The organism is Gaetbulibacter sp. M235 (assembly GCF_043876835.1).
GTDB lineage: Bacteria > Bacteroidota > Bacteroidia > Flavobacteriales > Flavobacteriaceae > Yeosuana.
Map to the genome: position 1 here is coordinate 124,352 of NZ_JBAWJZ010000008.1, position 22,007 is coordinate 146,358.

Below are 22,007 nucleotides of genomic sequence, written 5' to 3' on the forward strand. Positions count from 1 at the left end.
ACAACAAAATTAAATAATTCGTAAAAAACAAGCATATATGGAAGCTACTGCTACCGATTTCGGAATAAAACAAGCATTAAATCAATTAGGTGTAAAAGATATTAACGAGGGATCATCAACGGGTTCTCTTTCTTTTTCAAACGGCGATATTTTAGAATCCTATTCACCAGTGGATGGTCAATTAATAGGAAAGGTTAAAACCACAACAAAGGAAGATTACGAAAAAGTTATGGATGCTGCCACAAAAGCATTTAAAATTTGGAGAACGACACCTGCGCCTCAAAGAGGTGAAATTGTTCGACAGTTTGGAGATAAATTGAGAGAGAAAAAGCAGGCATTAGGCAAATTGGTTTCTTATGAAATGGGAAAAAGTCTTCAAGAAGGCTTGGGAGAAGTTCAGGAAATGATTGATATCTGTGATTTTGCTGTTGGACTTTCTCGCCAACTACATGGTTTAACCATGCACAGTGAACGTCCAGGACATAGAATGTATGAACAATATCATCCACTTGGTGTTGTGGGAATTATTTCAGCATTTAATTTCCCAGTCGCTGTTTGGTCTTGGAACACAGCATTATCTTGGATTTGTGGTGACGTTTGTGTTTGGAAGCCTAGTGAAAAAGCACCATTATGTGGCATTGCATGCCAAAATATAGCAGCTGAAGTTTTTTCAAAAAATAATTTGCCAGAAGGGATTTCTTGTTTGATTAATGGAGATTACAGAGTTGGAGAATTTATGACGAAAGATACTAGGGTACCATTAATTTCTGCAACAGGTTCCACCAGAATGGGAAAAATTGTAGCTCAAGAAGTGGCTGGTCGTTTAGGAAAATCATTATTAGAATTAGGAGGAAATAATGCCATTATTGTAACACCTGATGCCGATATAAAAATGACTGTTATTGGAGCGGTTTTTGGAGCAGTTGGAACCGCAGGTCAACGTTGTACAAGTACACGCAGATTGATTATTCATGAGTCTATTTATGACAAAGTTAAAACAGCAGTTACAGATGCCTATAAACAATTACGAATAGGAAATCCATTAGATGAAACCAATCATGTTGGACCATTAATTGATACTGATGCCGTTAAAATGTATCAAAAGGCATTATCAAGTGTAGTGGAAGAAGGAGGAACAATTTTGGTTGAAGGAGGCGTACTTACTGGAGAAGGTTATGAAAGCGGATGCTATGTAAAACCTGCTATTGCTGAAGCAAAACCACATTTTAAAATAGTTCAGCATGAAACATTTGCCCCTGTTTTATATTTATTAAAATATTCAGGAAATATAGAAAAAGCCATAGAAATTCAAAATGGTGTTGTTCAAGGATTAAGTTCGGCAATTATGACTAATAACTTACGGGAAGCCGAATATTTCTTATCTGTACAAGGTTCAGATTGTGGAATTGCTAATGTGAATATAGGTACTTCGGGAGCAGAAATTGGAGGTGCTTTTGGCGGAGAAAAAGAAACTGGTGGAGGCAGAGAATCAGGTTCTGATGCTTGGAAAGTGTATATGAGACGCCAAACAAACACTATAAATTATACTACTGAGTTACCATTAGCTCAAGGAATCAAGTTTGATTTATAAATTAAAGTGAAATAAAAAACCTTGCTTCAATGCCGATTTTTTCGGGAGAGACAAGGTTTAGTTTATAATTGATTAATAGCATTACAAAAATCAAAAAAAAAATTGATTTGTAATGCTTTTTATTGTTAAGATATGGTTAAATGTAGTTTGAAATTTAACTGTATTTTACTTTCCTTAAAATCCTAATTGATTCTTTGTAAGAGTTATAAATTTCTTCGCTATAGTTTTTTAGAAAAGGTCTGGATTCGTTAAGTTTATCAATAGCATCATGGAACAAGTTTAGATAACAAATCAAATATGTGGCAGGTAAATTTTTTAAATCTAACTCTTCCATTTTTGAAAGCGTCGATCCTTTTTTAAGCTTCTCTAAAATAGCATTATTACTGTTGTAAATATGATGTAATGTTTTTTTATCATATTGTGGTGGATGAAACAATAACTTAGTTTCAATAGTATAATTGGCATTATTTTCAAATTGAATTATGGTTTCTTCAAGTTGATAGTATTTGTTATTGTTTTGCAAACCAAGATTCACGTATTCAATGATTTTAAAATAGTCTTCTTCATAACTTATTGAAACTTCATCTAAAGTTGAAAAAAACAATCGCACTTGTTCATTTACAAGTTCAATATCGACTCTAGAGAAAAATGTTTCCTCTTTTACAACCTTTTTTTGTCCTGCCCAACATACCACAAAATATTCTTTAAACACTTTATACTGTGGATTGTAATCTTTTCGTTTATTCATAAAATCAAAAACACCATTAAGCGTATGTTCTATATTGTTTTGAGCATTATTTTCAATGGCTTCAACAATTTTTGAATTGATATCTTTTATTTCAACATCAAAAACTTTTGGCATACTCATACTACCATCCCTAAAAAAAACAGAACCACCGTAATATTTCCAGATATTTTTTCTGAGTGAGGTTATTTTATCAATAGGTCTAATGGTTACCAACCCTACTACTTTATCGTCTGGTAAGTGAGGAAAAGGAATATTTTCATACTGAACAATTGGGGGATTAGTTAGATAAGCATTGATGAGGTTTTGTATTTTACTGTCATCAAAAAAATCTACTCCAACAATAGTATTATCTTCATCCTCAACGCCAATTACAATGTAAGAGTTGTTTTTTGGGTTGCTGTTTGATAAAGCACAGATATGCTTTAAAAACTTCGCTTTTCCTTCTTTATGGCTAATATCTATCCTACGCTTTTTATCATAAAAGCTATTTTCATCATTATGAGCTAAAAGATGCTTTATAAGTAGGCGTTTGTTAATCATAATTTATCTTGCGTTCGCAAGAATCTATTTTATATATTCTTTTTCAAAGTTGTACTATTAGCTTGAGCCGTTGGAAATACTAATAAATCTGCAATATTTACATGATATGGCCTTGATACAACAAAGTAAATAATCTCTGCAATATCTTCAGCTTGTAAAGCTTTAAACCCTTTGTAAACAGTATCAGCAATTTTATCGCCTTTAAAGCGAACTTTTGAAAATTCGGTTTCCACCAATCCAGGATTTACAGCACCGACCTTAATTCCAAACGGATTTAAATCAATTCGCATCCCTTCGGTTATAGCTAAAACAGCGTGTTTGCTGCCACAATACACGTTGCCTTTTGGATACACTTCTTTTCCTGCTGACGAACCAATATTGATGATATGCCCTGATTGTCTTTCGGTCATTTGAGGAATTACTGCTTTACTAACATATAGCAACCCTTTTACATTAATATCCATCATGGCATCCCAATCATCAAGACTCCCACTTTGTATAGGATCTAGGCCATGAGCGTTACCTGCATTATTTATTAGGATGTCAATCTGTTTGAATTCATTAGGCAATGATGCAATGGCTTTTTCAACCTGGCGTTTATCTCTAACATCAAATTGTAAAGTGCAGACTTTGGTTAGAGACTCAAGTTCTTTTTTAATGGCTTCAAGGCGTTCCTGCCTTCTTCCACAAATGATTAATTGAATGCCGTGTTTAGCAAATTCATAAGCTGTTGCTTTTCCTATGCCACTTGTTGCACCAGTAACTAAAGCTGTTTTACTCATTTTATATTCTTATTTTTAATTGTTACCAAATTTTCACTCTTACAGAATTTGCCCTAAACATATCGTCTCCATTTTCTACATGAAAAGTCTCATAAAATGGAACCAAATTACTTACTACGCCATTTACTCTAAACTTATATGGTGAATGCACATCGTTCATAATTCGATTGGCTAACGATTCGTCCCTTTGGTTCATCATCCAAGCAAATGCGTGACCCAAAAAAAAGCGTTCTGATGGATTTAACCCAGCAATAATTTCGTTGTTTTTAAATTGAGGAGTCCTTTTAAAAGCTTCATATCCTACAACAAGTCCGCCTAAATCTGCGATGTTTTCCCCTTGTGTGGCTTCACCATTCAAATGAAGACTATCAAGTACGACATAATTGCTATACTGAACTACAATTAATTTTGTTTTTGTTTTAAATTTTTCTCTGTCTTCTGTGGTCCACCAATTATGTAAATTTCCATTTTCGTCGTACTGACTTCCTTGGTCGTCAAAACCATGCGATATTTCATGCCCAAAAATAGAACCACCAATAATACTGTATAAAATAGCGTCGTCTGCCATTTTACCTTCATATCCCGGAACAATAATATTGCAAGCAGGCACTACAATTTCGTTAAAACTTGGACTGTAATAAGCATTATAAGTTTGTGGATACATATTCCATTCAGAACGGTCGACAGGCTTTCCGTATTTGTCAATCATTCTGTTAAACATCCACACATTAACATTTATAATGTTTTGAATATAACTTTCAGGGCTAATGGTTACACTGCTCATATCTTTCCATTTGTCGGGATATCCCACTTTCATGTTTATTTTAGCCAACTTAGAAAGCGCTTTTTGTTTGGTTTCATCGCTCATCCAATCTAATTCCTTTATGTTTTCGGCGAAAACACTTTTAATGTTTTCTCCTATTTCCAATAATTTTTCTTTTGTATTCTTGGGTAAATAGTCTTTTATAAAAACTTGACCAATTAATTCTCCAAGATTTTTATTGGTTTGTTTAACAATGATTTCCCATCTAGGTTTTTGTTTGGTTACTCCAGTCATTGTTGTCGAATAAAAGTCAAATTTTTCGTCAGCAAAATCTTTTGATAAATCACTTGCAAAGGCATTGATTAAATTCCATTTGCAATAATTTTTCCATTGATCAATACTGTATTTGTTTAGAATACCACCTAAATTTTCAAAAAATTTAGGTTGGCCAATTATAACAGAGTCAACGTTTTTAAGATTCCAGGTACTTAATAATTCATTCCAAAGAATATTTTTGTAAGCGTTGTTTAAGTTGCTAACAGCAATTTTATTATAGTTTTCGTAAGGATCTCTTAAATCTTCGAGCTTCTTACTCTGTTGAGCCAAATCTGTTTCAATTTGCATAATAGTATTAGCAATATTGATTGAATTAATACTATCATTGCCCATTAATTCAAACATTTTACCAAGATGTTTTTGGTATTTATTTCTAATGGTTGTATTTCTTTTATCTGTATTGAAATAATAATCTTTTTGACCAAGACTTAAACCTCCTTGAATAAAAAAACAAGCATTTTGTTGACTGTTTTTGTCATCTACACCGACACCAATTCTTAATAAAGGAGAGGCGCCAATTTTTATAAGATGAGCAATTTCTTCTGTAAGCTGTTTAAGGTTTGTTATATTATCTATGTTATCAAATTCAGCCTTAAGAGGAGATAACCCTAATTTTTCAATAGTAATGGTATCCATTCCACTAGTATAAAAATCACCAATTTTTTGTTGGTTGCTTCCTTTTTCGGCATTGGCTTTAGAAGACGAAATACAAATCTTTTTTATGGCAGCATTAACGGTGTCTTGGATAGTTACAAAAATACCGTTGGCTCTATCAGTTGGGTTTATTGGGTGTTCTTTAAACCAGCCGTTATTGGCAAACATGAAAAAATCGGTTTTAGGAGAATAACTGGAGTCAATATGAGTTACTAGCGGGTCAATGACGGTAAAGTCTTTAGAATTTTTTTTGATTTTTTGATTACAGGCAATTAAAATAAATGCAAACAATAAAAATGAGATTGGATAAATAGATTTTTTCATTTTGTAAGATGATGATTAAAAAAATAACAGTTAAATATATAAAATTAAAAAGCAGTCATTTTAATTTACTCAAGGCTGAATGCTTCAGGTCTAAAAATTTGATAACATTTACTCTTGATATAGATTTTTATGCAATTCGTATATAAAAATACTCAAAAGCGATATAAAATTGTATAATTGTTTTTGTATTTACAAAAAACACGAATTGCAGTTGTTAAAAAAGTTCTTAGAGGTCCTCTCTGTCAGGTAGATAAGAATTTTTTCCGAAAGAGGTAATCCAATTTATAAAAAGACTGCGTATATAATTAACGAACTTCGAGTAAATATAAAAAACTATGAAAACTATGAAAACTTTAATTAGATTAAAATCAGTATTTCTATCACTTTTAATGTTATCCGTTTTTGGATGTAAAGATTCTGAATCGGACAACATATCTCTAGAAGCTCCTACAATTTCGATTAAATTGGTTGATTCTCCTGGAGATTTCGATGAAGTTAACGTAAATGTTGTTGGGGTTATGATTAAAATGGATGATAGCGAAGATGACAGTGGTTGGATTAATTTAGATATGATTAACAGCGGCCCAATTAATTTATTGAATCTTACTGGTGGCGTTAATGAAGTATTGGTAGAGCGTTTCCCAATTCCTGTTGGAACATTAAAACAAATACGTTTAGTATTAGGTGATGGTAATACAATTGTTATTAGAAATGATTCTGATGTGCCAGAAACTTTCGAATTAAAAACACCAAGTGCACAACAATCAGGACTAAAAGTTAAAGTAAATGCAGTTATAGAAGAAGGCTTTACTTATAATTATGTTTTAGATTTTGATGTAGATAAATCAATTGTTATGGCAGGTAATTCAGATAATATTATTTTAAAACCAGTACTTTATGCTAGTGCAGAAGTAAGTTCAGGCATTATAGAAGGAACGGTTGCACCAAGCGATGTGCCTTCAACAGTATCTGTATTGGTAGATGATATGGGAACACCAGAAACAGATGATGATTTTATTATTTCAGCGAATACAGACGAAACAGGTGCATTTGCTTTATGGGGCGTACCAGCAGGAACTTATGATGTTATTGCAACACCAATTGACTCTGAATCTGATTATGCTGAAGGAATGGCTACCGGAGTATCTGTGGTTAATGGTGAAATCACAACTATTGCAGATCCTATTCAATTAACCATGAAACCAGGTTCTATTAGCGGCGATGTAACAAATGATATTGTTGTAACGATTACCATAAAAGAAAAAGATACAGAGAATGTTATTGCAACAATGGATTCAAATGAAGCTGGAGAATTTCTTATTGAAGGTATTCCAGTAGGAACTTACAAAGTAACCATTAGCGCTACGGGCTATATTTCACAAGATTATACTAAAGACAGTTCTACAGATGTAGTTGTTGAGGCTAATACCGAAACAGTTTTAGACCCTATTACTTTAGTAGCAGAATAAATATTAAAATAGTTTTATCCATTACAAAGGGCAACATCATTGATGTTGCCCTTTGTTTTTAACCTATTATTAACTGAAAACCCAAAATATTTTAACCAATTGTTAACAGCATACCATTTAAAATTTTAACAATTTGCAATGCTCAAATAAGCGTGCTATATTCGGGCTTTAAAAAATTTAAAAAATGATGGAAGAAACAGGTATAATTGATATTAAAACTATTAATGAGAGGATAGAAAAGGAAAGTGCTTTTGTTGATTTACTAATGCTTGAGATGAATAAGGTTATTGTAGGTCAGAAACATATGGTTGAACGACTGTTAATAGGTTTATTAGGACAAGGGCACATATTACTTGAAGGTGTTCCAGGATTAGCAAAAACATTAGCTATTAATACGTTGGCTAAAGCTATAGATGGTTCATTTAGCCGAATACAATTTACTCCAGATTTATTACCTGCTGATGTTACTGGAACATTGATTTATAACATAAAGGTTAATGATTTTTCAATTAAGAAGGGGCCAATTTTCGCAAATTTTGTATTAGCTGATGAGATAAACAGAGCACCGGCAAAAGTACAGTCTGCCTTACTTGAAGCCATGCAGGAAAAACAAGTTACTATTGGTGATGAAACTTTTATTCTTGATAAGCCATTTTTAGTAATGGCAACTCAAAACCCTGTTGAACAAGAAGGAACATATCCATTACCAGAAGCCCAAGTTGACAGGTTTATGTTGAAAACAGTGATCGATTATCCTAAAATAGAGGAAGAACAAATGATAGTCCGAGCTAACTTAAAAGGAGGTTATGATACGGTAAATTCAGTGGTTTCAATTGATCAAATATTGAAAGCTCAAAAAGCGGTTAGAGAGGTTTACATGGATGAGAAAATTGAAAAATATATTCTTGATATTGTTTTTGCCACTCGTTACCCAGAAAAATACAAACTGCCTGATTTAAAACCTTTAATTTCTTTTGGAGCTTCTCCTCGTGGTAGTATTAATTTAGCAGTTGCTGCCAAATGTTATGCCTTTATTAAACGTCGTGGTTATGTTATCCCAGAAGATGTTAGAGCAGTTGTGTATGATGTATTAAGACACAGAATAGGTCTCACCTATGAAGCCGAAGCTGAAAATGTAACTTCAGTCGACATCATCAACAAAATTGTAAACGAAATAGAAGTACCTTAAAAAGTTCAAAGTTTTAAGTTCAATGGGAATTGTGCCTTGAGCTTTAAATATTTAACATTGAATATTCCTTATGGATACTAATAATAAGTTACATTGAATAATCATCAAAACATAAAAGTCTCCGAAGCTTTAAAAAAAGGCAATAAATGGTTGGTAATGCCATCTATATCTTTGATGCTGTTTTTCTTTTTAGTTACCCCTGCAGCTTTAATGTATTTTTTTAGAGACGATAAAAACAGTATTTTATTTATAGTTTTATCTATAAGTAGCTTCGTTTTAGGAGTTATTGTTCCAATATCATGGTGGTCAATTAATGTTGTAAAATATAAAATTTGGGCAGGAAATAATGTAAAAGATATTCATAGATTTTATAGAGAAGCTCAAATAAAAAATTTAATTGATGAAAGACCTTTTTTCAGGAAAATCGAAATTAAAACTGAAAAGCAAAAGAAAGAGTTATTAAGATTTTATAAAAGGTTAAATTCTGAAAAAGTATTAGTAAGAGATATTAATAATGCTATTTTAAGAGAAACAATTTTTAAAAGCACGCTTAAATGGAATATCCTTATTTATTTAATACTAATGATAGGTTTGTTTTATATGTGTCTAGCAGGAAAATATAATTTAAAAAACTCTTTAATATTGGCGAGTGTTTTTTTGGTATTAATTGGATTAGATTTATATAAAATATATAAGTATAAGTTTATTCTTAAAATCAATGATACCCTAATATCATATAAAGATGATAAAATTTTAGTTTATTGGAAGGATATTGTTAGTTATTTTACAATTCCAGGTATTCAATATAATCCATCAAAATTAATTATAAATACAGTAGATGGAACACATGAGTTATTGCTTGAGAATTATGGCAAAATAAAATTAGATAAAGTATTAGACGTATTAAATGAGAACAAACATCGGTTTGATATTAATGAATCAGTGAGATAATGGATACCAAGGAGCTTTTAAAAAAAGTACGAAAAATAGAGATTAAGACACGCAGATTGTCTGATCATATATTTGGGGGAGAATATCATTCTACCTTTAAAGGCCGTGGTATGACATTTAGTGAGGTTAGGCAATATCAATATGGAGATGATGTAAGAAATATTGATTGGAATGTTACAGCCAGATATAGCGAACCATTTATAAAAGTTTTTGAAGAAGAGCGTGAATTAACCATGGTGTTAATGGTCGATATTTCGGGTTCAGAATTTTTTGGAACACAAGAACAATTTAAAAACGAAGTAGTCACAGAAATTGCTGCAACTTTAGCCTTTTCAGCCACTCAAAATAATGATAAAATAGGCTTGATTTTGTTTTCTGATAAAATTGAACTTTATATTCCGCCCAAAAAAGGACGTTCACATGTATTAAGAATTATTCGTGAACTTATTGAATTTGAACCTCAAAGCAAAGAAACCAATATTGCTGAAGCCTTAAAGTTTTTATCAAGTGTTATGAAGAAGAGAGCCATCGTTTTTGTGCTTTCTGATTTTATTGCAGATGATTTTCAACATACCATGAAAATAGCATCAAAAAAGCATGATGTTACTGGCATACGTGTATATGATAAACGAGAAGAGAGTATTCCAAATTTAGGAATGGTTCAAATGCAAGATGGTGAAACAGGAGAGCTTATGTTGGTAAACACTGCATCAAAAAAAGTAAGACTAAATTATGGAAAATACTATCGTGAACGCGTAGATTATTATAAAGATAGTTTTTCAAAATCAGGAGCAGGAGCCATTGATTGCCGTGTTGATGAAAGTTATGTTAAAAAATTATTGGGATATTTTAAAGCTAGAGCCTAAACAATCTATGAATTACGATTTCAGAGTTATGAATAAAAAAGCATCCATTTTCGGTTCTCCGTCATTGGTCGTTTTGTTTACATTCTTTTTCCTGTTTTCTTTAGTATCGTTTTCTCAAGTAAAAGCTTCTATAGATTCAACATCAATAAAAATTGGAGCACAAGTAACCTATAAAATTCAGGTAGAAACTGATACAACCAGTTTAGTGGTATTTCCAGAAGGACAATCATTTACGCCTTTAGAGGTGATTGATTCTTATAAAACAGATACTATTAAACAAAAGGACAAATACAATCTTATTAAAGAATATGCATTAACCCAATTTGATTCTGGAGCCTATACCATTCCTCGCCAAAAAATCATTATTGGAGATAAAACATTTTTTACCGATTCTTTAAAGGTTGAGGTTAGAAATATTCTGGTTGATTCTACCAAACAAGGGCTTTACGATATTAAACCAATCATAGAAGTTAAAAAATCTGCTAGTCAATGGTGGAAATATTTATTAATTGTTTTATTAGCCATTGGTGTTGTCGCCGGTTTATTATATTGGTTTTTATGGAGAAAAAAACCACTCACAGAAGAAGAGCAAATTGCCTTGCTTCCTCCATACGATAGAGCAAAAATTGCTTTGAAAAAACTAGAAACGAGTCCTTATTTAAAACAAGAGGAGTTCAAAGAATACTATTCAGAATTAACACTTATAGTTAGAAAGTATTTAGATGAAAAGGTGTATGACCATTCTATGGAAAGTACAACAGACGAGCTTGTAAGCAGACTAAGATTACTAAAAGAAGGAAATCAAATAGACTTAAGTCAGGAAACCATTAAAAACATAGAAAGTATTTTAAAACGTGCCGATTTGGTAAAATTTGCTAAATCTAAACCAGATGTTTCTTTAGCAGAATTAGACAGAAAAACGATTGATGTAGAAATTGATCATGTAAAAGAAGTTTTACCTGAAGCTTCTGAAGAAGAAAAATTGCTTGACGAAAAATATAGGGAAGAATTAGAAAGAAAAGAAAAACGCAAAAAAATATTATTAACTGTTGCTGTATGTGTATTTCTTTTAATGGCAACATTTGTTGGATTTGGTATTAAATATGGATTTAGTTATGTAAAAGACACCATCATAGGAAATAATAGCTTAGAATTGCTTGAAGGCGAATGGGTAACAAGTGATTATGGTGTTCCTCCAATAGCCATTTCAACGCCAAAAGTATTAAAGAGAATTTCACCAGAATTACCTAAAGAAATTGCTCAACAAACTCAAGTAACTATGTTTGGTTATGGCAGTTTAATAGAACGATTCAATATTGTAGTTGCAACTTCAATAGTAAAAACTCAAAACCAAGGTGATAAAAAAGAAGAAAGTAAAGTAGATTTAAAACAAGTAGTTGAAAATAACATTAAAACATGGGAGAAAGGTGGTGTTCAAAACATCATTGTTAAAGACAAACAATTTGTAACACCAAATGGGGCTGAAGGATTGAAAACTTATGGAAATGCTGATTTTCCTTTTGGATCAACTGAAAATCTATCAAGAGGGAATTATATTATACTTGCTTTTAACTCTAACAATGTAATTCAAGAGGTTATTTTATCTTGGAGAGAAGGTGATGAATATGCTGCCCAAATAGTAGAGCGAATCTTAAATTCAGTAGAACTTATTAAACCTAAAGAATAATGTTTGAAGGCATTGAATTTGTAAATAAAAATTTGTTCTGGTTGTTTTTACTACTTCCGGTAGCTATTCTTTGGTATATTATTAAGCACAAAAAACAAACCGCTGAGCTTAAAATATCAAGCTTAAAAGGGTTTAAGGTTACAAATTCATGGTTGCCAAAACTAAAACATTTGTTGTTTGTTTTAAGATTATTGGCACTAGCTTTAATTATAATGGCCATTGCAAGACCTCAAACGGTTGACGTTTCTACAAAAACGAAAACAACAAGAGGGATTGATATTGTTATGGCTATTGATGTTTCTGCCAGTATGTTGGCAAAAGATTTATCGCCTAACAGATTAGAGGCTTTAAAAAAAGTTGCTGGAGAATTTATAAAAGGCAGGCCTAATGACAGAATTGGTTTGGTTGAATATGCAGGTGAAAGCTATACAAGAACCCCAATTACAAGCGATAAAGCGATCATTTTAAGGTCTTTAAAAGATGTTAGATATAATACCGTAATAGAAGGTGGTACAGCGATAGGTTCTGGTTTGGCAACAGCAGTTAATAGGTTAAAAGACAGCAAAGCAAAAAGCAAAGTCATTATATTATTAACAGATGGAGTCAATAATTCAGGGTTTATAGACCCAAAAATTGCGAGTGAATTAGCCGTTGAATATGGTATAAAAGTTTACACGATTGGATTAGGAACCAATGGAACGGCCTTATCTCCAATAGGCATTTTACCAAATGGAGATTTTCAGTATGGACGTGTTCCTGTAGAAATAGATGAAGCTTTACTTAAGGAAATTGCAGACGTAACCAGCGGAAAATATTTTAGAGCTACCAATAACGAAAAGTTAGAAGAAATTTATGCAGAGATTAATAAGCTTGAAAAGACCGATATTGATGAATTCAAATATTATAATTATCAGGAAAAATTTCGACCATTAGTGATTTTGGCTGGATTTTTATTGCTAATAGAGTTTTTGTTGCGATCTACAATTTTTAGAAGTTTTGTTTAAGTAGGATAAAAAACATAAAAAGATTTAATGTATCAATTAGATGAAAAAATATGGTTTTGGGTTTTAGGAGTTATTCCAGTAATATTCCTATTCTTTCTTATTTTGCAAATTTGGAAACATAAATCGCAAAGTAAATTTGCCGATAAACAATTACTTAAAAGACTAAGTCCTAACAGTTCTTTATTCAAATCCATATTAAAAATAGTAGTGTTAAGTTTAGCATTTGCCTGTCTTGCAATTGCTTTGGTGAATCCTAAAATAGGCACTAAACTTGAAACCGTTAAAAGGGAAGGCGTTGATATTGTATTTGCAATAGATGTATCAAAAAGTATGTTGGCTGAAGATATTGCTCCTAACCGATTAGAAAAAGCAAAGCAATTAGTAACACAAATCATTAACAATTTAGCTAGCGACCGCGTTGGTATTATTGCTTATGCAGGAAAAGCATTTCCACAGTTGCCAATTACAACAGATTATGCGGCGGCCAAAATGTTTTTACAAAGCATGAATACCGACATGCTTTCATCACAAGGAACAGCTATAGACGAAGCTATTAAATTGGCTAAAACATATTATGATGATGAAGAGCAAACCAATCGTGTTTTAATTATTATTTCAGACGGAGAAGATCATAGTGAAGAAGCTGCTTCAGTTGCAGAAGAAGCTAATGAAGAAGGAATTAGAATTTTTACAATTGGTGTAGGCGATGTTAAAGGTGGCCCGATTCCAGAAAAAAGAAACGGCATTGTTTTAAATTATAAAAAAGACAGTAATGGAGAAACTGTTATTACCCGTTTAAATGAAGAAATACTTGAAAGTATTGCCAGTAAAGCCAATGGCGATTATGTTAATGGTAGAAACACTAATGATGTTGTAGATAAAATAGGAGAAATTTTAAATAAAATGGATAAAACAGAGTTTGAGGCAAAACAATATGCCGATTTTAAAGACCAGTTTCAATGGTTTTTAGGCTTTGCTTTATTCTTTTTGTTTTTAGATATTTTCTTATTAGAACGTAAAACAGGTTGGTTGAAAAAATTGAATTTATTTAATGAGAATTTATAAAACATTTAACTATCTGAAATTTATTGGTTTAATATCTTTGAGGTAGTTTTTGTTAGCTATTAAAAGACTGTTGAAAGACAATGTGCATGAAAAATATAATAATAGTCATATTAACTTTAAACATAGCATTTTCTTTTTCACAAGAAAAAGAAAAGCAGGATTTAGCTGCTTTAAAAAAAGCTAATGATTACGTTTATGAAGGTAATCAATTATCAGATAAGGATGATTTTGTTGCCGCAGAAATGGAATATAGAAAGGCTATTTCAAAAGATGCATCAAACACTGTTGGAGCTTATAATTTAGCAAATTCCTATTACAAAAAAGGAAGTTTTGATGAAGCCTTATATCGCCAACAAGAGGTCGTTAAAACTTCAACTTCCAAAGCAGAAAAACATAAAGCATTCCATAACATTGGAAATATTTTAATGAAAAACAAAAAATGCAAAGAAGCTGTTGAAGCCTATAAAAATGCATTGCGAAACGATCCTACAGACGAGGAAACGCGTTATAATCTTGGTTTAGCTAAAGAATGTGCCGAACAACAAAAAGATCAACAAGATCAAAATAAAGACAATAAGGATAATAAGGACAATCAAGATAAAAAAGACGAGAATAAAGACAAACAGGATCAGAAAGATAAAGAGGGCGATAATAAGGACGATCAAAAAGACAAAGGAGATCAGGATAAAAAAGAAGGCGACGATAAAAAAGATGAAGATGGAAAGCCTAAAGATGAAAAACAAGATCAGGATAAAGGTAAGCAGGACGACCAAAATAAAGACCAGCAAAAACCACAGCCACAACCAGGAAAATTATCTGATCAGCAAATAAAAAGTTTGTTAGAGGCCATGAACAATCAAGAGCAAAAAGTTCAAGAAAAAATGAATGCTGAAAAACAAAAAGGAGTTAAAGTAAAAACGGATAAAGATTGGTAGGAAGATTGACGAATCGCGAATCACAATTTTATAATGGTGCATCGTAAAACCCCAATCGTTAATTAATATGAAATTTATAAAACACATAACCATAGTATTGATTTTGCTTGTTTCAGGCATTGCTTATGCACAAGTAAAATTTGAAGCTAAAGTAAGCAAGAACAAACTTGGTGTAAATGAACGTTTACGAATTGATTTTGAAATGAATCAGGATGGCGATCATTTTAATCCACCAGACTTTAGCAATTTCACTGTTGTTGGTGGACCAAATCAATCAGTAAGTAATTCTTGGATTAACGGTGTACGTTCATATTCTAAAACGTATAGCTATTTTTTGGCTCCTAAAAAACAAGGTAATTTTACTATTGACCAAGCATCTATAACCATTGATGGAGAAACCTACAAAACGGTTCCTTTAAAAATAGAAGTTACTTCGGCGGTTGATATTCCTAAAGATCCTAATGACCCAGATTATTTAGCTGCAGAAAATATTCATTTAGTTGCCGAAATTTCTAAAACAAATCCTTATTTAAATGAAGCTATTACGGTTGTTTACAAACTATATGTGTCGCCAAACACAGGAGTAGATAATTGGCAGGAAATTGATAGTCCAAGATATAATGATTTTTGGAGTCAGAATATCGATATGCAAGGTCAAAAAGTACAAACAGGAACTTTTAATGGAGAAGATTATCGTTTTCTGGTGCTTAGAAAAACAGTCTTGTATCCTCAAAAAACAGGAAAGTTAAATATTGAACCTTTAAGCTTAGATATTTCAGTACAAGTACCAACAAACAGACGCGATATCTTTGGAAGAAGAATGATGGCACAAGCCCACAGAACGGTTTCTGCAGGCAGTAAAACCATTAATGTTAAACCATTGCCAGAAGCAGGAAAACCAGCAGATTTTTCGGGTGCTGTAGGAGATTTTAGTTTTGATGTTTCTATGTCTAAAACAGAACTTAAAGCATCAGAATCGCTACAAGCTAAGGTAGAAGTTAAAGGAAAAGGAAACTTAAAACTTATAAACCTTCCAAAAATATCCTTACCAAGTTCTTTAGAGGTTTTTGAGCCAGAGCACAATGAAAATGTCATAACAAATTTGGATGGCATGCAAGGAAGCATTTCAGATACTTACACAGTGGTTCCTCAATATAAAGGTAAATATCCAACACCAAGTATTTCGTTTTCTTATTTTGATTTGAAAACTGAAACTTATAAAAGAATTGATTCTAAAGAAACTATTATTAATGTTTTAGAAGGCCCTACAAGTTCGGCAAATTCAAATGATAATTTAGTTGCAAACAATGCTAAAAAGCCCGTAGTTTTAAGTAGTGATCAATTTGCGTTTATAAAAACGAAATCAAATTTCAAGCCGATAACGCCTTCATACTTTTTTCAATCAAATCTATTTTGGAGTAGTTTGTTGTTGCCTTTTTTAGCAATTCCTCTTGCTATTGTTTTTAGAAGAAAGAAAGCAGAACGCGATGCCGATGTTTTTGGAAATAGAATTAGAACAGCCGATAAATTGGCCAAAAAATATTTGAGCAATGCGAAGAAGGCTTTAGGCAAAAAAGAAGAGTTTTACATAGCACTTGAAAAAGCTTTACATAATTATTTAAAGGCAAAATTGCATATAGAAACCAGCGATTTCAGTAAAGATGTCATTAAAAATCTTCTTGGAGAGCGCAAAGTTGATGTTCAAACAATTACAGATTTTATAGCAATTTTAGAAAATTGCGAGTTGGCAAGATATACACCAATTACTATTGTAACGATGCAGCAAGATTACGATAAGGCTGCAAAAACTATTTCATTAATTGATAAACAAGCTAGTTAATATGAAACAGATATTATACATACTTATAGCGTTGTTTAGTGCAGGAATGTTTGCTCAAAATCAATCTTTATTTGAACAAGGAAATCAGCTTTATAACCAAGGAAAGTATGCCGAAGCCATAGAAAAATATAAAGCAATACTTGAAACAAACAATCATTCTGAAGCCTTATATTTTAATTTAGCCAATGCACATTATAAGTTAAATCATATTGCACCAAGTATTTTCTATTATGAAAAAGCTTTAAAATTAGCTCCAGAAGATCAGGATATAAAAAACAATTTAGCCTTTGCTAAAAACATGACCATTGATGCTATTGATACAATTCCCGATGCTGGATTTTCAAAAGTTATAAAAAAAATCACCGATATTATGAGTTTTGACGACTGGTCGAAAGTTGCAGTTGCTTCAGTCATCATTTTTGTGCTATTAATTTTGCTCTATTATTTTACATATTCTACTAATAAAAAAAGACTGGCTTTTATTACCAGTAATATATTTCTTTTTATAGCAGCTATATCATTATTAATTGCGTTTCATAAATATAATCTTAGTCAAAAAGATAAGCCTGCCATTATTTTTGCTCAGGAAACTGTTATTAAAAGTGAGCCAAATAACCGTAGTCAAGAATTGTTTAGATTGCATGAAGGCACCAAAGTTCAAATTCTCGATACCATTAACCAATGGAGGGAAATTAAACTTGCCGATGGTAAAACAGGTTGGATAGAGAAAGAAGATATTAAGGAACTTTAATTTTTTTGAATTATCTTTAACTCATTAAATGGCATTCTATGGATTTAAACAGAGTTTTTACAAATAATGAGCATTGGATTAAAGAAAAGCTTGCCTTAAATCCAGATTTCTTCAACAAATTAGGTCAAGGTCAAAATCCAGAACTTTTATTTATTGGTTGCTCTGATAGCAGAGTTTCTGCTGAAGAATTAATGGGTTTGGGTCCAGGAGAAGTTTTTGTTCATAGAAATATTGCTAATATGGTCATTAGTATTGACTTGAATGTGATGTCTGTTGTAAATTATGCCGTTGAACATTTAAAAGTGAAACATGTGGTGGTTTGTGGGCATTATTCATGTGGAGGTGTTAAGGCAGCAATGCAATCTGCAGATTTAGGGATTTTAAATCCTTGGTTACGTAATATAAGGGACGTATTTCGTCTTCATAAAAACAAGTTAAATGCTATTACAGATGAAGAAGAAAAATATGATCGCTTGGTTGAACTTAACGTACAGGAGCAATGTGTTAATCTTATTAAAACTGCAGCAGTTCAAAAAGCATCAAGAGAAAGAGATTTAAAAGTACATGGATGGGTTTTTGATATTCACACAGGAAAACTCATTGATTTAAAAATAGATTTTAACACCATTCTTCATAACATCATGGAGATTTATCATCTAGATTAAACAAAATTTAAATTTCTTCCTCCACGTTTTCTTCCTTAAGATCATCACCTATTGGTTTTCCATTAACAATAACATTAGGGAAAATGGCAGGGATTAAAGATTTAATAGGGCTATAAAGCACAGATTCTTGTTGATCTTTTTCTTTTACAAAGGGAACATTTGCATTCATTTTATCTAAAACAATAAGAATAACACTTAGTATAAAAGCAACTTTTAAACCACCAAAAGTGGCTCCAAGTATTTTGTTTAAAAGACCAAGCATTGCAAAATCGGCTATTTTAGTTAACGCTTTTCCCGCTAACGAAATAACTAAAACTATAATTACAAAAGTGATAACAAATGCCATGATATTAACCGAGTTCTCGTTCCAATCAACACGATCTTTTAAAAAAGAAGCAGCAAAATTACTAAAGTGAAAGGCACCATAAACTCCTGCAATCAAGGCAACTAAAGAAGCTAATTCTACAAAAAAGCCACGTGTAAAACCACGTGCTAATCCTAAGATTAATAAAACTAATAAGGCGATATCTAATATACTCATAACAAATAGATTTATAACAAATATAAAGTTTTGATTGCAAACTACTTTGTAACTTTGCATCTTTAAAATTATTATGTCTAGAGACGAACAATTAAAACAACGTTGGGAATTAGTAACAAAAAAGTTATCTAATCAGTTTGCAGATGGAGATACTTTAGATCTCGATGCCATTATTTATTTAATAGGTGTTCAAGAATTAGGTCAATTGGACCGAACATTTAAAAAAGACCAAAAGCTAGATTTAATGCACATAGCTATTTGTAAGTTATTAATGCCTTATGGCTATTATGAACTGGATTTTGTTGATGATGAAGGATGGCCACATTATAAAGCAAAGGAAGCATTGCCTTTTTTAAAAGCAGGAGAACAAAGTGTATTAATGAAAGAAGCTATAGTAAACTATTTTGTTGAAACAGAATATATTGATTAATCCATAAAACACAATTACTTCATCACTAACGCATTTTACACAAAAATCATTAAATTTGCCAACATTTTGAATTGATATCATGATAGAAAAGATAAAGGAACTTATTATAGAAGCAGAAGCTTTCAAAGCGCAGTCAAAAGAAGAAATTGAAGCTTTCAGAATAAAATATTTAGGTAAAAAAGGATTGTTAAATGATTATTTTGCTGAATTTAAAAATGTTCCTAATGAGCTGAAAAAAGAGTTTGGTCAGGTTATAAATAAGCTTAAAAAAACTGCTGAAGATAAAGTCCTTTCCTTAAAGGAAGAACTTGAAAGTAAAGAAGAAGTTAAAGGAGTTTATGGTGATTTATCAAGACCAGGTGAACCTATTCAAATAGGTGCTCGTCATCCAATATCGATTGTTAAAAATCAAATTATTGATATATTTTCACGCATAGGGTTTAATGTAAGCGAAGGCCCAGAAATGGAAGATGATTGGCACAATTTTACAGCTTTAAATTTACCGGAATATCATCCAGCTCGTGATATGCAGGATACTTTTTTTATACAAACAAACCCAGATATTTTATTACGTACTCATACAAGTTCTGTTCAAGTGCGTTATATGGAAAATAACAAACCCCCTATTAGAACAATTTCACCAGGACGAGTGTTTAGAAATGAAGCTATTTCTGCCCGTTCACATTGTTTTTTTCATCAGGTAGAAGGGTTGTATATAGATAAGGATGTTAGTTTTTCAGATCTTAAACAAACACTTCAATATTTTACAACTGAAATGTTTGGAAAATCTAAAATTCGTTTGCGCCCATCATATTTTCCTTTTACAGAGCCAAGTGCTGAGGTTGATGTATATTGGGGATTAGAAACAGAAACAGATTATAAAATGACCAAAGGAACTGGTTGGTTAGAAATAATGGGTTGTGGCATGGTTGACCCAAATGTTTTGGAAAACTGCGGAATAGATTCTAAAGAATATTCAGGTTTTGCATTTGGTATGGGTATTGACCGCATTGCTTTATTACTTCATCAAATTAGTGATATACGCTTATTAAGCGAGAATGATGTGCGTTTCTTAGAGCAGTTTAAGTCTGCTTTATAAACTATAATAACTTTTACTATAATTATTAACCGATATTAATTATCGGTTTTTTATTTAACAATTATTTAATTTCGTTTAGTTCGGAAAAAAACGAACCTTACATATATTTGCATTCAAATATCTCAGTTATGAATGACGAATTGTGTAAACAAAAGCATGCTTTAGTTGAAAAATTAGGAGTTTTAATAGAAAGCAAAGACCAACTCGCTCCTATTGAAGCGCGTATTTTATCATATATAATATTAACAGGTAAAGCTGGAACCACTTTTGAAGATTTAGTAACAAAACTTTGTGCCAGTAAAAGTACCATATCAACACATTTAAATCATCTTCAAGATTTAAAGAAAATAGAATATTTCACAAAGCTAGGAGACCGAAAAAAATATTTTGTAGTTAACCACAGCTCTATTGTTCAAGGTATTAATGCTATGATTGAAAGTTGGACAACTCAAAAAGAATTGCATTTAGAGATTAAAGAATATAAAGAAAATAAGAACGTGACTATTTTGGATGTAGACTCAAAATTTGATTTAACATTTCATGATAATTATATCAAGTTTTTAGACGAAGCCACAAAATCAATTTTAGAGCTTAGAACAAAAATAACGAATAACGTAAACCAATAATAATCCTTTAATAATGAGAAGAATCAATCTAAAATCAATAATAACAATATGTTTTATAACAGGGTTATTATCAAGTTGTGGTAATAAACAAGATAGTGGACAAGCTCCTCAAAGACCACCAGCTTCATTTTCTGTATCGAAAATTAACCATAAAACAGTAACTGGTTTTCAACAGTACCCAACTAATATTGAGGGTATTGTAAATAGTGATGTAAGACCAAAAGTAACAGGATATATTCAAAAAGTACTAGTTGACGAAGGTCAAAAAGTAAAAAAAGGAGAAATTTTATTCAAATTGGAAACACAGGCATTAAGTCAAGATGCTGGTGCAGCTAAAGCCCGAATAAATGTGGCACAAGTTGAGGTTGATAAATTAATTCCACTTGTTGAAAAAAATATTATTAGTCCAGTGCAGTTAGAAACGGCTAAAGCAAATTTAGTTCATGCCAAAGCAAATTACAGCAGTATTGCGGCTAATATTGGTTATGCAACAGTAAAAAGCCCTGTTGATGGATATGTAGGAGCTATTAATTTTAGAGAAGGGTCATTAATAAGTCCAAATGATAAGACCCCATTAACAACCGTTAGCGATATTAAGCAGGTGTATGCATTTTTCACCATGAATGAAGTGGGTTATTTAGATTTTTTACAAAACACTAAAGGGAATAATTTAGAAGAAAAGATTTCTAATTTTCCCGAAGTTAATTTGATACTTGCAAACGGAGATGTGTATTCAGAGAAAGGAAAAATTGAAACAAGTTCAGGACAAATAAACCAAAAAACCGGAACCGTTAGTTTTAGAGCTGTTTTTAACAATCCTAATAAGTTGATAACTAATGGAAATAGTGGAAAAATTAAGATTCCTACTATTTACAAAGATGCCATAGTAATTCCGCAAGAAGCTACCTATGAACAACAAGGCAATATTATGGTATTTAAAGTTGGAGAAAACAATACGGTTTCAGCCTCAATAGTCAAAATTAAAGCAAGTATTGAGAACTTATATGTTGTAGAGTCTGGTGTTATAGAAGGCGATAAAATTGTGGTTTCAGGGGTCGGAAAGCTAAGAAATGATATGCCAATTACACCACAGGAAGTTCCTTTTGATAGTATTGTTAAACCTATTAAAACATTGTTTAAAAACTAGAAAT

General features: G+C 31.7%; 20 protein-coding genes. 16 read left to right on the plus strand and 4 right to left on the minus strand.

Going from position 1 to position 22,007, the window contains the following annotated elements:
- The first annotated feature begins 37 nt into the window (after nucleotides 1-37).
- A complete protein-coding gene (locus V8G69_RS13365) occupies nucleotides 38-1,591 on the plus strand; it encodes an aldehyde dehydrogenase family protein (protein WP_394882531.1) in 1,554 nt (517 codons plus the stop codon).
- 154 nt (nucleotides 1,592-1,745) lie between these two features.
- Here V8G69_RS13365 and V8G69_RS13370 read toward each other — a convergent pair whose 3' ends face one another.
- From V8G69_RS13370 to V8G69_RS13380, 3 genes are read right to left on the minus strand one after another with little or no spacing between them, the layout of a single operon-like run.
- Nucleotides 1,746-2,879 (minus strand): ATP-binding protein, encoded by a 1,134-nt coding sequence (locus tag V8G69_RS13370; protein ID WP_394882533.1) that lies wholly within the window; start codon nucleotides 2,877-2,879, stop codon nucleotides 1,746-1,748.
- Nucleotides 2,880-2,908: 29 nt separating this feature from the next.
- The gene (locus tag V8G69_RS13375) at nucleotides 2,909-3,661 is read right to left on the minus strand and encodes an SDR family NAD(P)-dependent oxidoreductase (protein ID WP_394882534.1); all 753 of its coding nucleotides are present in this window, start codon (nucleotides 3,659-3,661) and stop codon (nucleotides 2,909-2,911) included.
- A 22-nt stretch (nucleotides 3,662-3,683) separates the two neighbouring features.
- Nucleotides 3,684-5,738 carry a M13 family metallopeptidase gene (locus V8G69_RS13380; protein WP_394882536.1) on the minus strand — a complete coding sequence of 685 codons (2,055 nt, stop codon included), beginning with the start codon at nucleotides 5,736-5,738 and terminating at the stop codon, nucleotides 3,684-3,686.
- A 344-nt stretch (nucleotides 5,739-6,082) separates the two neighbouring features.
- On the opposite strand from V8G69_RS13380, the gene V8G69_RS13385 reads away from it, so the two are divergent.
- The 11 genes from V8G69_RS13385 to V8G69_RS13435 all read left to right on the plus strand — a co-directional run bounded on the left by V8G69_RS13385 (nucleotide 6,083) and on the right by V8G69_RS13435 (nucleotide 18,160).
- Nucleotides 6,083-7,207 (plus strand): DUF4382 domain-containing protein, encoded by a 1,125-nt coding sequence (locus V8G69_RS13385; protein ID WP_394882537.1) that lies wholly within the window; start codon nucleotides 6,083-6,085, stop codon nucleotides 7,205-7,207.
- A 187-nt stretch (nucleotides 7,208-7,394) separates the two neighbouring features.
- A complete protein-coding gene (locus tag V8G69_RS13390) occupies nucleotides 7,395-8,396 on the plus strand; it encodes an AAA family ATPase (protein WP_394882584.1) in 1,002 nt (333 codons plus the stop codon).
- Between the two features lie 93 nt (nucleotides 8,397-8,489).
- Nucleotides 8,490-9,347: a hypothetical protein gene (locus V8G69_RS13395; RefSeq protein ID WP_394882538.1), complete on the plus strand. Its 858-nt coding sequence runs from the start codon at nucleotides 8,490-8,492 to the stop codon at nucleotides 9,345-9,347.
- A complete protein-coding gene (locus V8G69_RS13400; protein WP_394882539.1) occupies nucleotides 9,347-10,213 on the plus strand; it encodes a DUF58 domain-containing protein in 867 nt (288 codons plus the stop codon). Before V8G69_RS13395 ends, V8G69_RS13400 begins: the two co-directional genes overlap by 1 nt.
- 7 nt (nucleotides 10,214-10,220) lie before the next feature.
- Nucleotides 10,221-11,900, plus strand: coding sequence for a BatD family protein (locus V8G69_RS13405; protein WP_394882586.1), 1,680 nt, complete (start codon nucleotides 10,221-10,223; stop codon nucleotides 11,898-11,900).
- Nucleotides 11,900-12,904: a VWA domain-containing protein gene (locus V8G69_RS13410; RefSeq protein ID WP_394882540.1), complete on the plus strand. Its 1,005-nt coding sequence runs from the start codon at nucleotides 11,900-11,902 to the stop codon at nucleotides 12,902-12,904. Before V8G69_RS13405 ends, V8G69_RS13410 begins: the two co-directional genes overlap by 1 nt.
- Before the next feature lie 27 nt (nucleotides 12,905-12,931).
- Entirely contained in the window at nucleotides 12,932-13,969 is a 1,038-nt protein-coding gene (locus V8G69_RS13415; protein WP_394882542.1) for a VWA domain-containing protein, read from the plus strand.
- Nucleotides 13,970-14,055: 86 nt separating this feature from the next.
- Nucleotides 14,056-14,904, plus strand: a complete 849-nt coding sequence (locus V8G69_RS13420) for a tetratricopeptide repeat protein (RefSeq protein ID WP_394882543.1) — start codon at nucleotides 14,056-14,058, stop codon at nucleotides 14,902-14,904.
- A 67-nt stretch (nucleotides 14,905-14,971) separates the two neighbouring features.
- Nucleotides 14,972-16,744, plus strand: a complete 1,773-nt coding sequence (locus tag V8G69_RS13425) for a BatD family protein (protein WP_394882544.1) — start codon at nucleotides 14,972-14,974, stop codon at nucleotides 16,742-16,744.
- Between the two features lies 1 nt (nucleotide 16,745).
- Entirely contained in the window at nucleotides 16,746-17,495 is a 750-nt protein-coding gene (locus tag V8G69_RS13430) for a tetratricopeptide repeat protein (protein WP_394882545.1), read from the plus strand.
- Nucleotides 17,496-17,533: 38 nt separating this feature from the next.
- A complete protein-coding gene (locus V8G69_RS13435) occupies nucleotides 17,534-18,160 on the plus strand; it encodes a carbonic anhydrase (RefSeq protein ID WP_394882546.1) in 627 nt (208 codons plus the stop codon).
- Nucleotides 18,161-18,167: 7 nt separating this feature from the next.
- Here the strand turns inward: V8G69_RS13435 and V8G69_RS13440 are convergent, their stop codons facing one another.
- The gene (locus V8G69_RS13440) at nucleotides 18,168-18,701 is read right to left on the minus strand and encodes a CvpA family protein (protein WP_394882547.1); all 534 of its coding nucleotides are present in this window, start codon (nucleotides 18,699-18,701) and stop codon (nucleotides 18,168-18,170) included.
- Nucleotides 18,702-18,774: 73 nt separating this feature from the next.
- Here V8G69_RS13440 and V8G69_RS13445 point away from each other — a divergent pair, with 73 nt between their 5' ends.
- The 4 genes from V8G69_RS13445 to V8G69_RS13460 all read left to right on the plus strand — a co-directional run bounded on the left by V8G69_RS13445 (nucleotide 18,775) and on the right by V8G69_RS13460 (nucleotide 22,003).
- A complete protein-coding gene (locus V8G69_RS13445; protein ID WP_394882548.1) occupies nucleotides 18,775-19,131 on the plus strand; it encodes a hypothetical protein in 357 nt (118 codons plus the stop codon).
- 79 nt (nucleotides 19,132-19,210) lie between these two features.
- The gene (gene pheS, locus V8G69_RS13450; protein WP_394882549.1) at nucleotides 19,211-20,230 is read left to right on the plus strand and encodes a phenylalanine--tRNA ligase subunit alpha; all 1,020 of its coding nucleotides are present in this window, start codon (nucleotides 19,211-19,213) and stop codon (nucleotides 20,228-20,230) included.
- 128 nt (nucleotides 20,231-20,358) lie between these two features.
- On the plus strand, nucleotides 20,359-20,856 hold the full coding sequence (locus tag V8G69_RS13455; RefSeq protein WP_394882550.1) for a GbsR/MarR family transcriptional regulator: 498 nt from the start codon (nucleotides 20,359-20,361) through the stop codon (nucleotides 20,854-20,856).
- A gap of 13 nt (nucleotides 20,857-20,869) precedes the next feature.
- Nucleotides 20,870-22,003, plus strand: a complete 1,134-nt coding sequence (locus V8G69_RS13460) for an efflux RND transporter periplasmic adaptor subunit (RefSeq protein WP_394882552.1) — start codon at nucleotides 20,870-20,872, stop codon at nucleotides 22,001-22,003.
- Nucleotides 22,004-22,007: the final 4 nt, after the last annotated feature.

What these genes read in the sequence shown, in the direction of transcription:
- V8G69_RS13365 (WP_394882531.1), top strand. Translation starts at nt 38, where the DNA reads ATGGAAGCTACTGCTACCGATTTCGGAATAAAACAAGCATTAAATCAA.
- V8G69_RS13370 (WP_394882533.1), bottom strand. Translation starts at nt 2,879, where the DNA reads ATGATTAACAAACGCCTACTTATAAAGCATCTTTTAGCTCATAATGAT.
- V8G69_RS13375 (WP_394882534.1), bottom strand. Translation starts at nt 3,661, where the DNA reads ATGAGTAAAACAGCTTTAGTTACTGGTGCAACAAGTGGCATAGGAAAA.
- V8G69_RS13380 (WP_394882536.1), bottom strand. Translation starts at nt 5,738, where the DNA reads ATGAAAAAATCTATTTATCCAATCTCATTTTTATTGTTTGCATTTATT.
- V8G69_RS13385 (WP_394882537.1), top strand. Translation starts at nt 6,083, where the DNA reads ATGAAAACTTTAATTAGATTAAAATCAGTATTTCTATCACTTTTAATG.
- V8G69_RS13390 (WP_394882584.1), top strand. Translation starts at nt 7,395, where the DNA reads ATGGAAGAAACAGGTATAATTGATATTAAAACTATTAATGAGAGGATA.
- V8G69_RS13400 (WP_394882539.1), top strand. Translation starts at nt 9,347, where the DNA reads ATGGATACCAAGGAGCTTTTAAAAAAAGTACGAAAAATAGAGATTAAG.
- V8G69_RS13405 (WP_394882586.1), top strand. Translation starts at nt 10,221, where the DNA reads ATGAATTACGATTTCAGAGTTATGAATAAAAAAGCATCCATTTTCGGT.
- V8G69_RS13410 (WP_394882540.1), top strand. Translation starts at nt 11,900, where the DNA reads ATGTTTGAAGGCATTGAATTTGTAAATAAAAATTTGTTCTGGTTGTTT.
- V8G69_RS13415 (WP_394882542.1), top strand. Translation starts at nt 12,932, where the DNA reads ATGTATCAATTAGATGAAAAAATATGGTTTTGGGTTTTAGGAGTTATT.
- V8G69_RS13420 (WP_394882543.1), top strand. Translation starts at nt 14,056, where the DNA reads ATGAAAAATATAATAATAGTCATATTAACTTTAAACATAGCATTTTCT.
- V8G69_RS13425 (WP_394882544.1), top strand. Translation starts at nt 14,972, where the DNA reads ATGAAATTTATAAAACACATAACCATAGTATTGATTTTGCTTGTTTCA.
- V8G69_RS13430 (WP_394882545.1), top strand. Translation starts at nt 16,746, where the DNA reads ATGAAACAGATATTATACATACTTATAGCGTTGTTTAGTGCAGGAATG.
- V8G69_RS13435 (WP_394882546.1), top strand. Translation starts at nt 17,534, where the DNA reads ATGGATTTAAACAGAGTTTTTACAAATAATGAGCATTGGATTAAAGAA.
- V8G69_RS13440 (WP_394882547.1), bottom strand. Translation starts at nt 18,701, where the DNA reads ATGAGTATATTAGATATCGCCTTATTAGTTTTATTAATCTTAGGATTA.
- V8G69_RS13445 (WP_394882548.1), top strand. Translation starts at nt 18,775, where the DNA reads ATGTCTAGAGACGAACAATTAAAACAACGTTGGGAATTAGTAACAAAA.
- pheS (WP_394882549.1), top strand. Translation starts at nt 19,211, where the DNA reads ATGATAGAAAAGATAAAGGAACTTATTATAGAAGCAGAAGCTTTCAAA.
- V8G69_RS13455 (WP_394882550.1), top strand. Translation starts at nt 20,359, where the DNA reads ATGAATGACGAATTGTGTAAACAAAAGCATGCTTTAGTTGAAAAATTA.
- V8G69_RS13460 (WP_394882552.1), top strand. Translation starts at nt 20,870, where the DNA reads ATGAGAAGAATCAATCTAAAATCAATAATAACAATATGTTTTATAACA.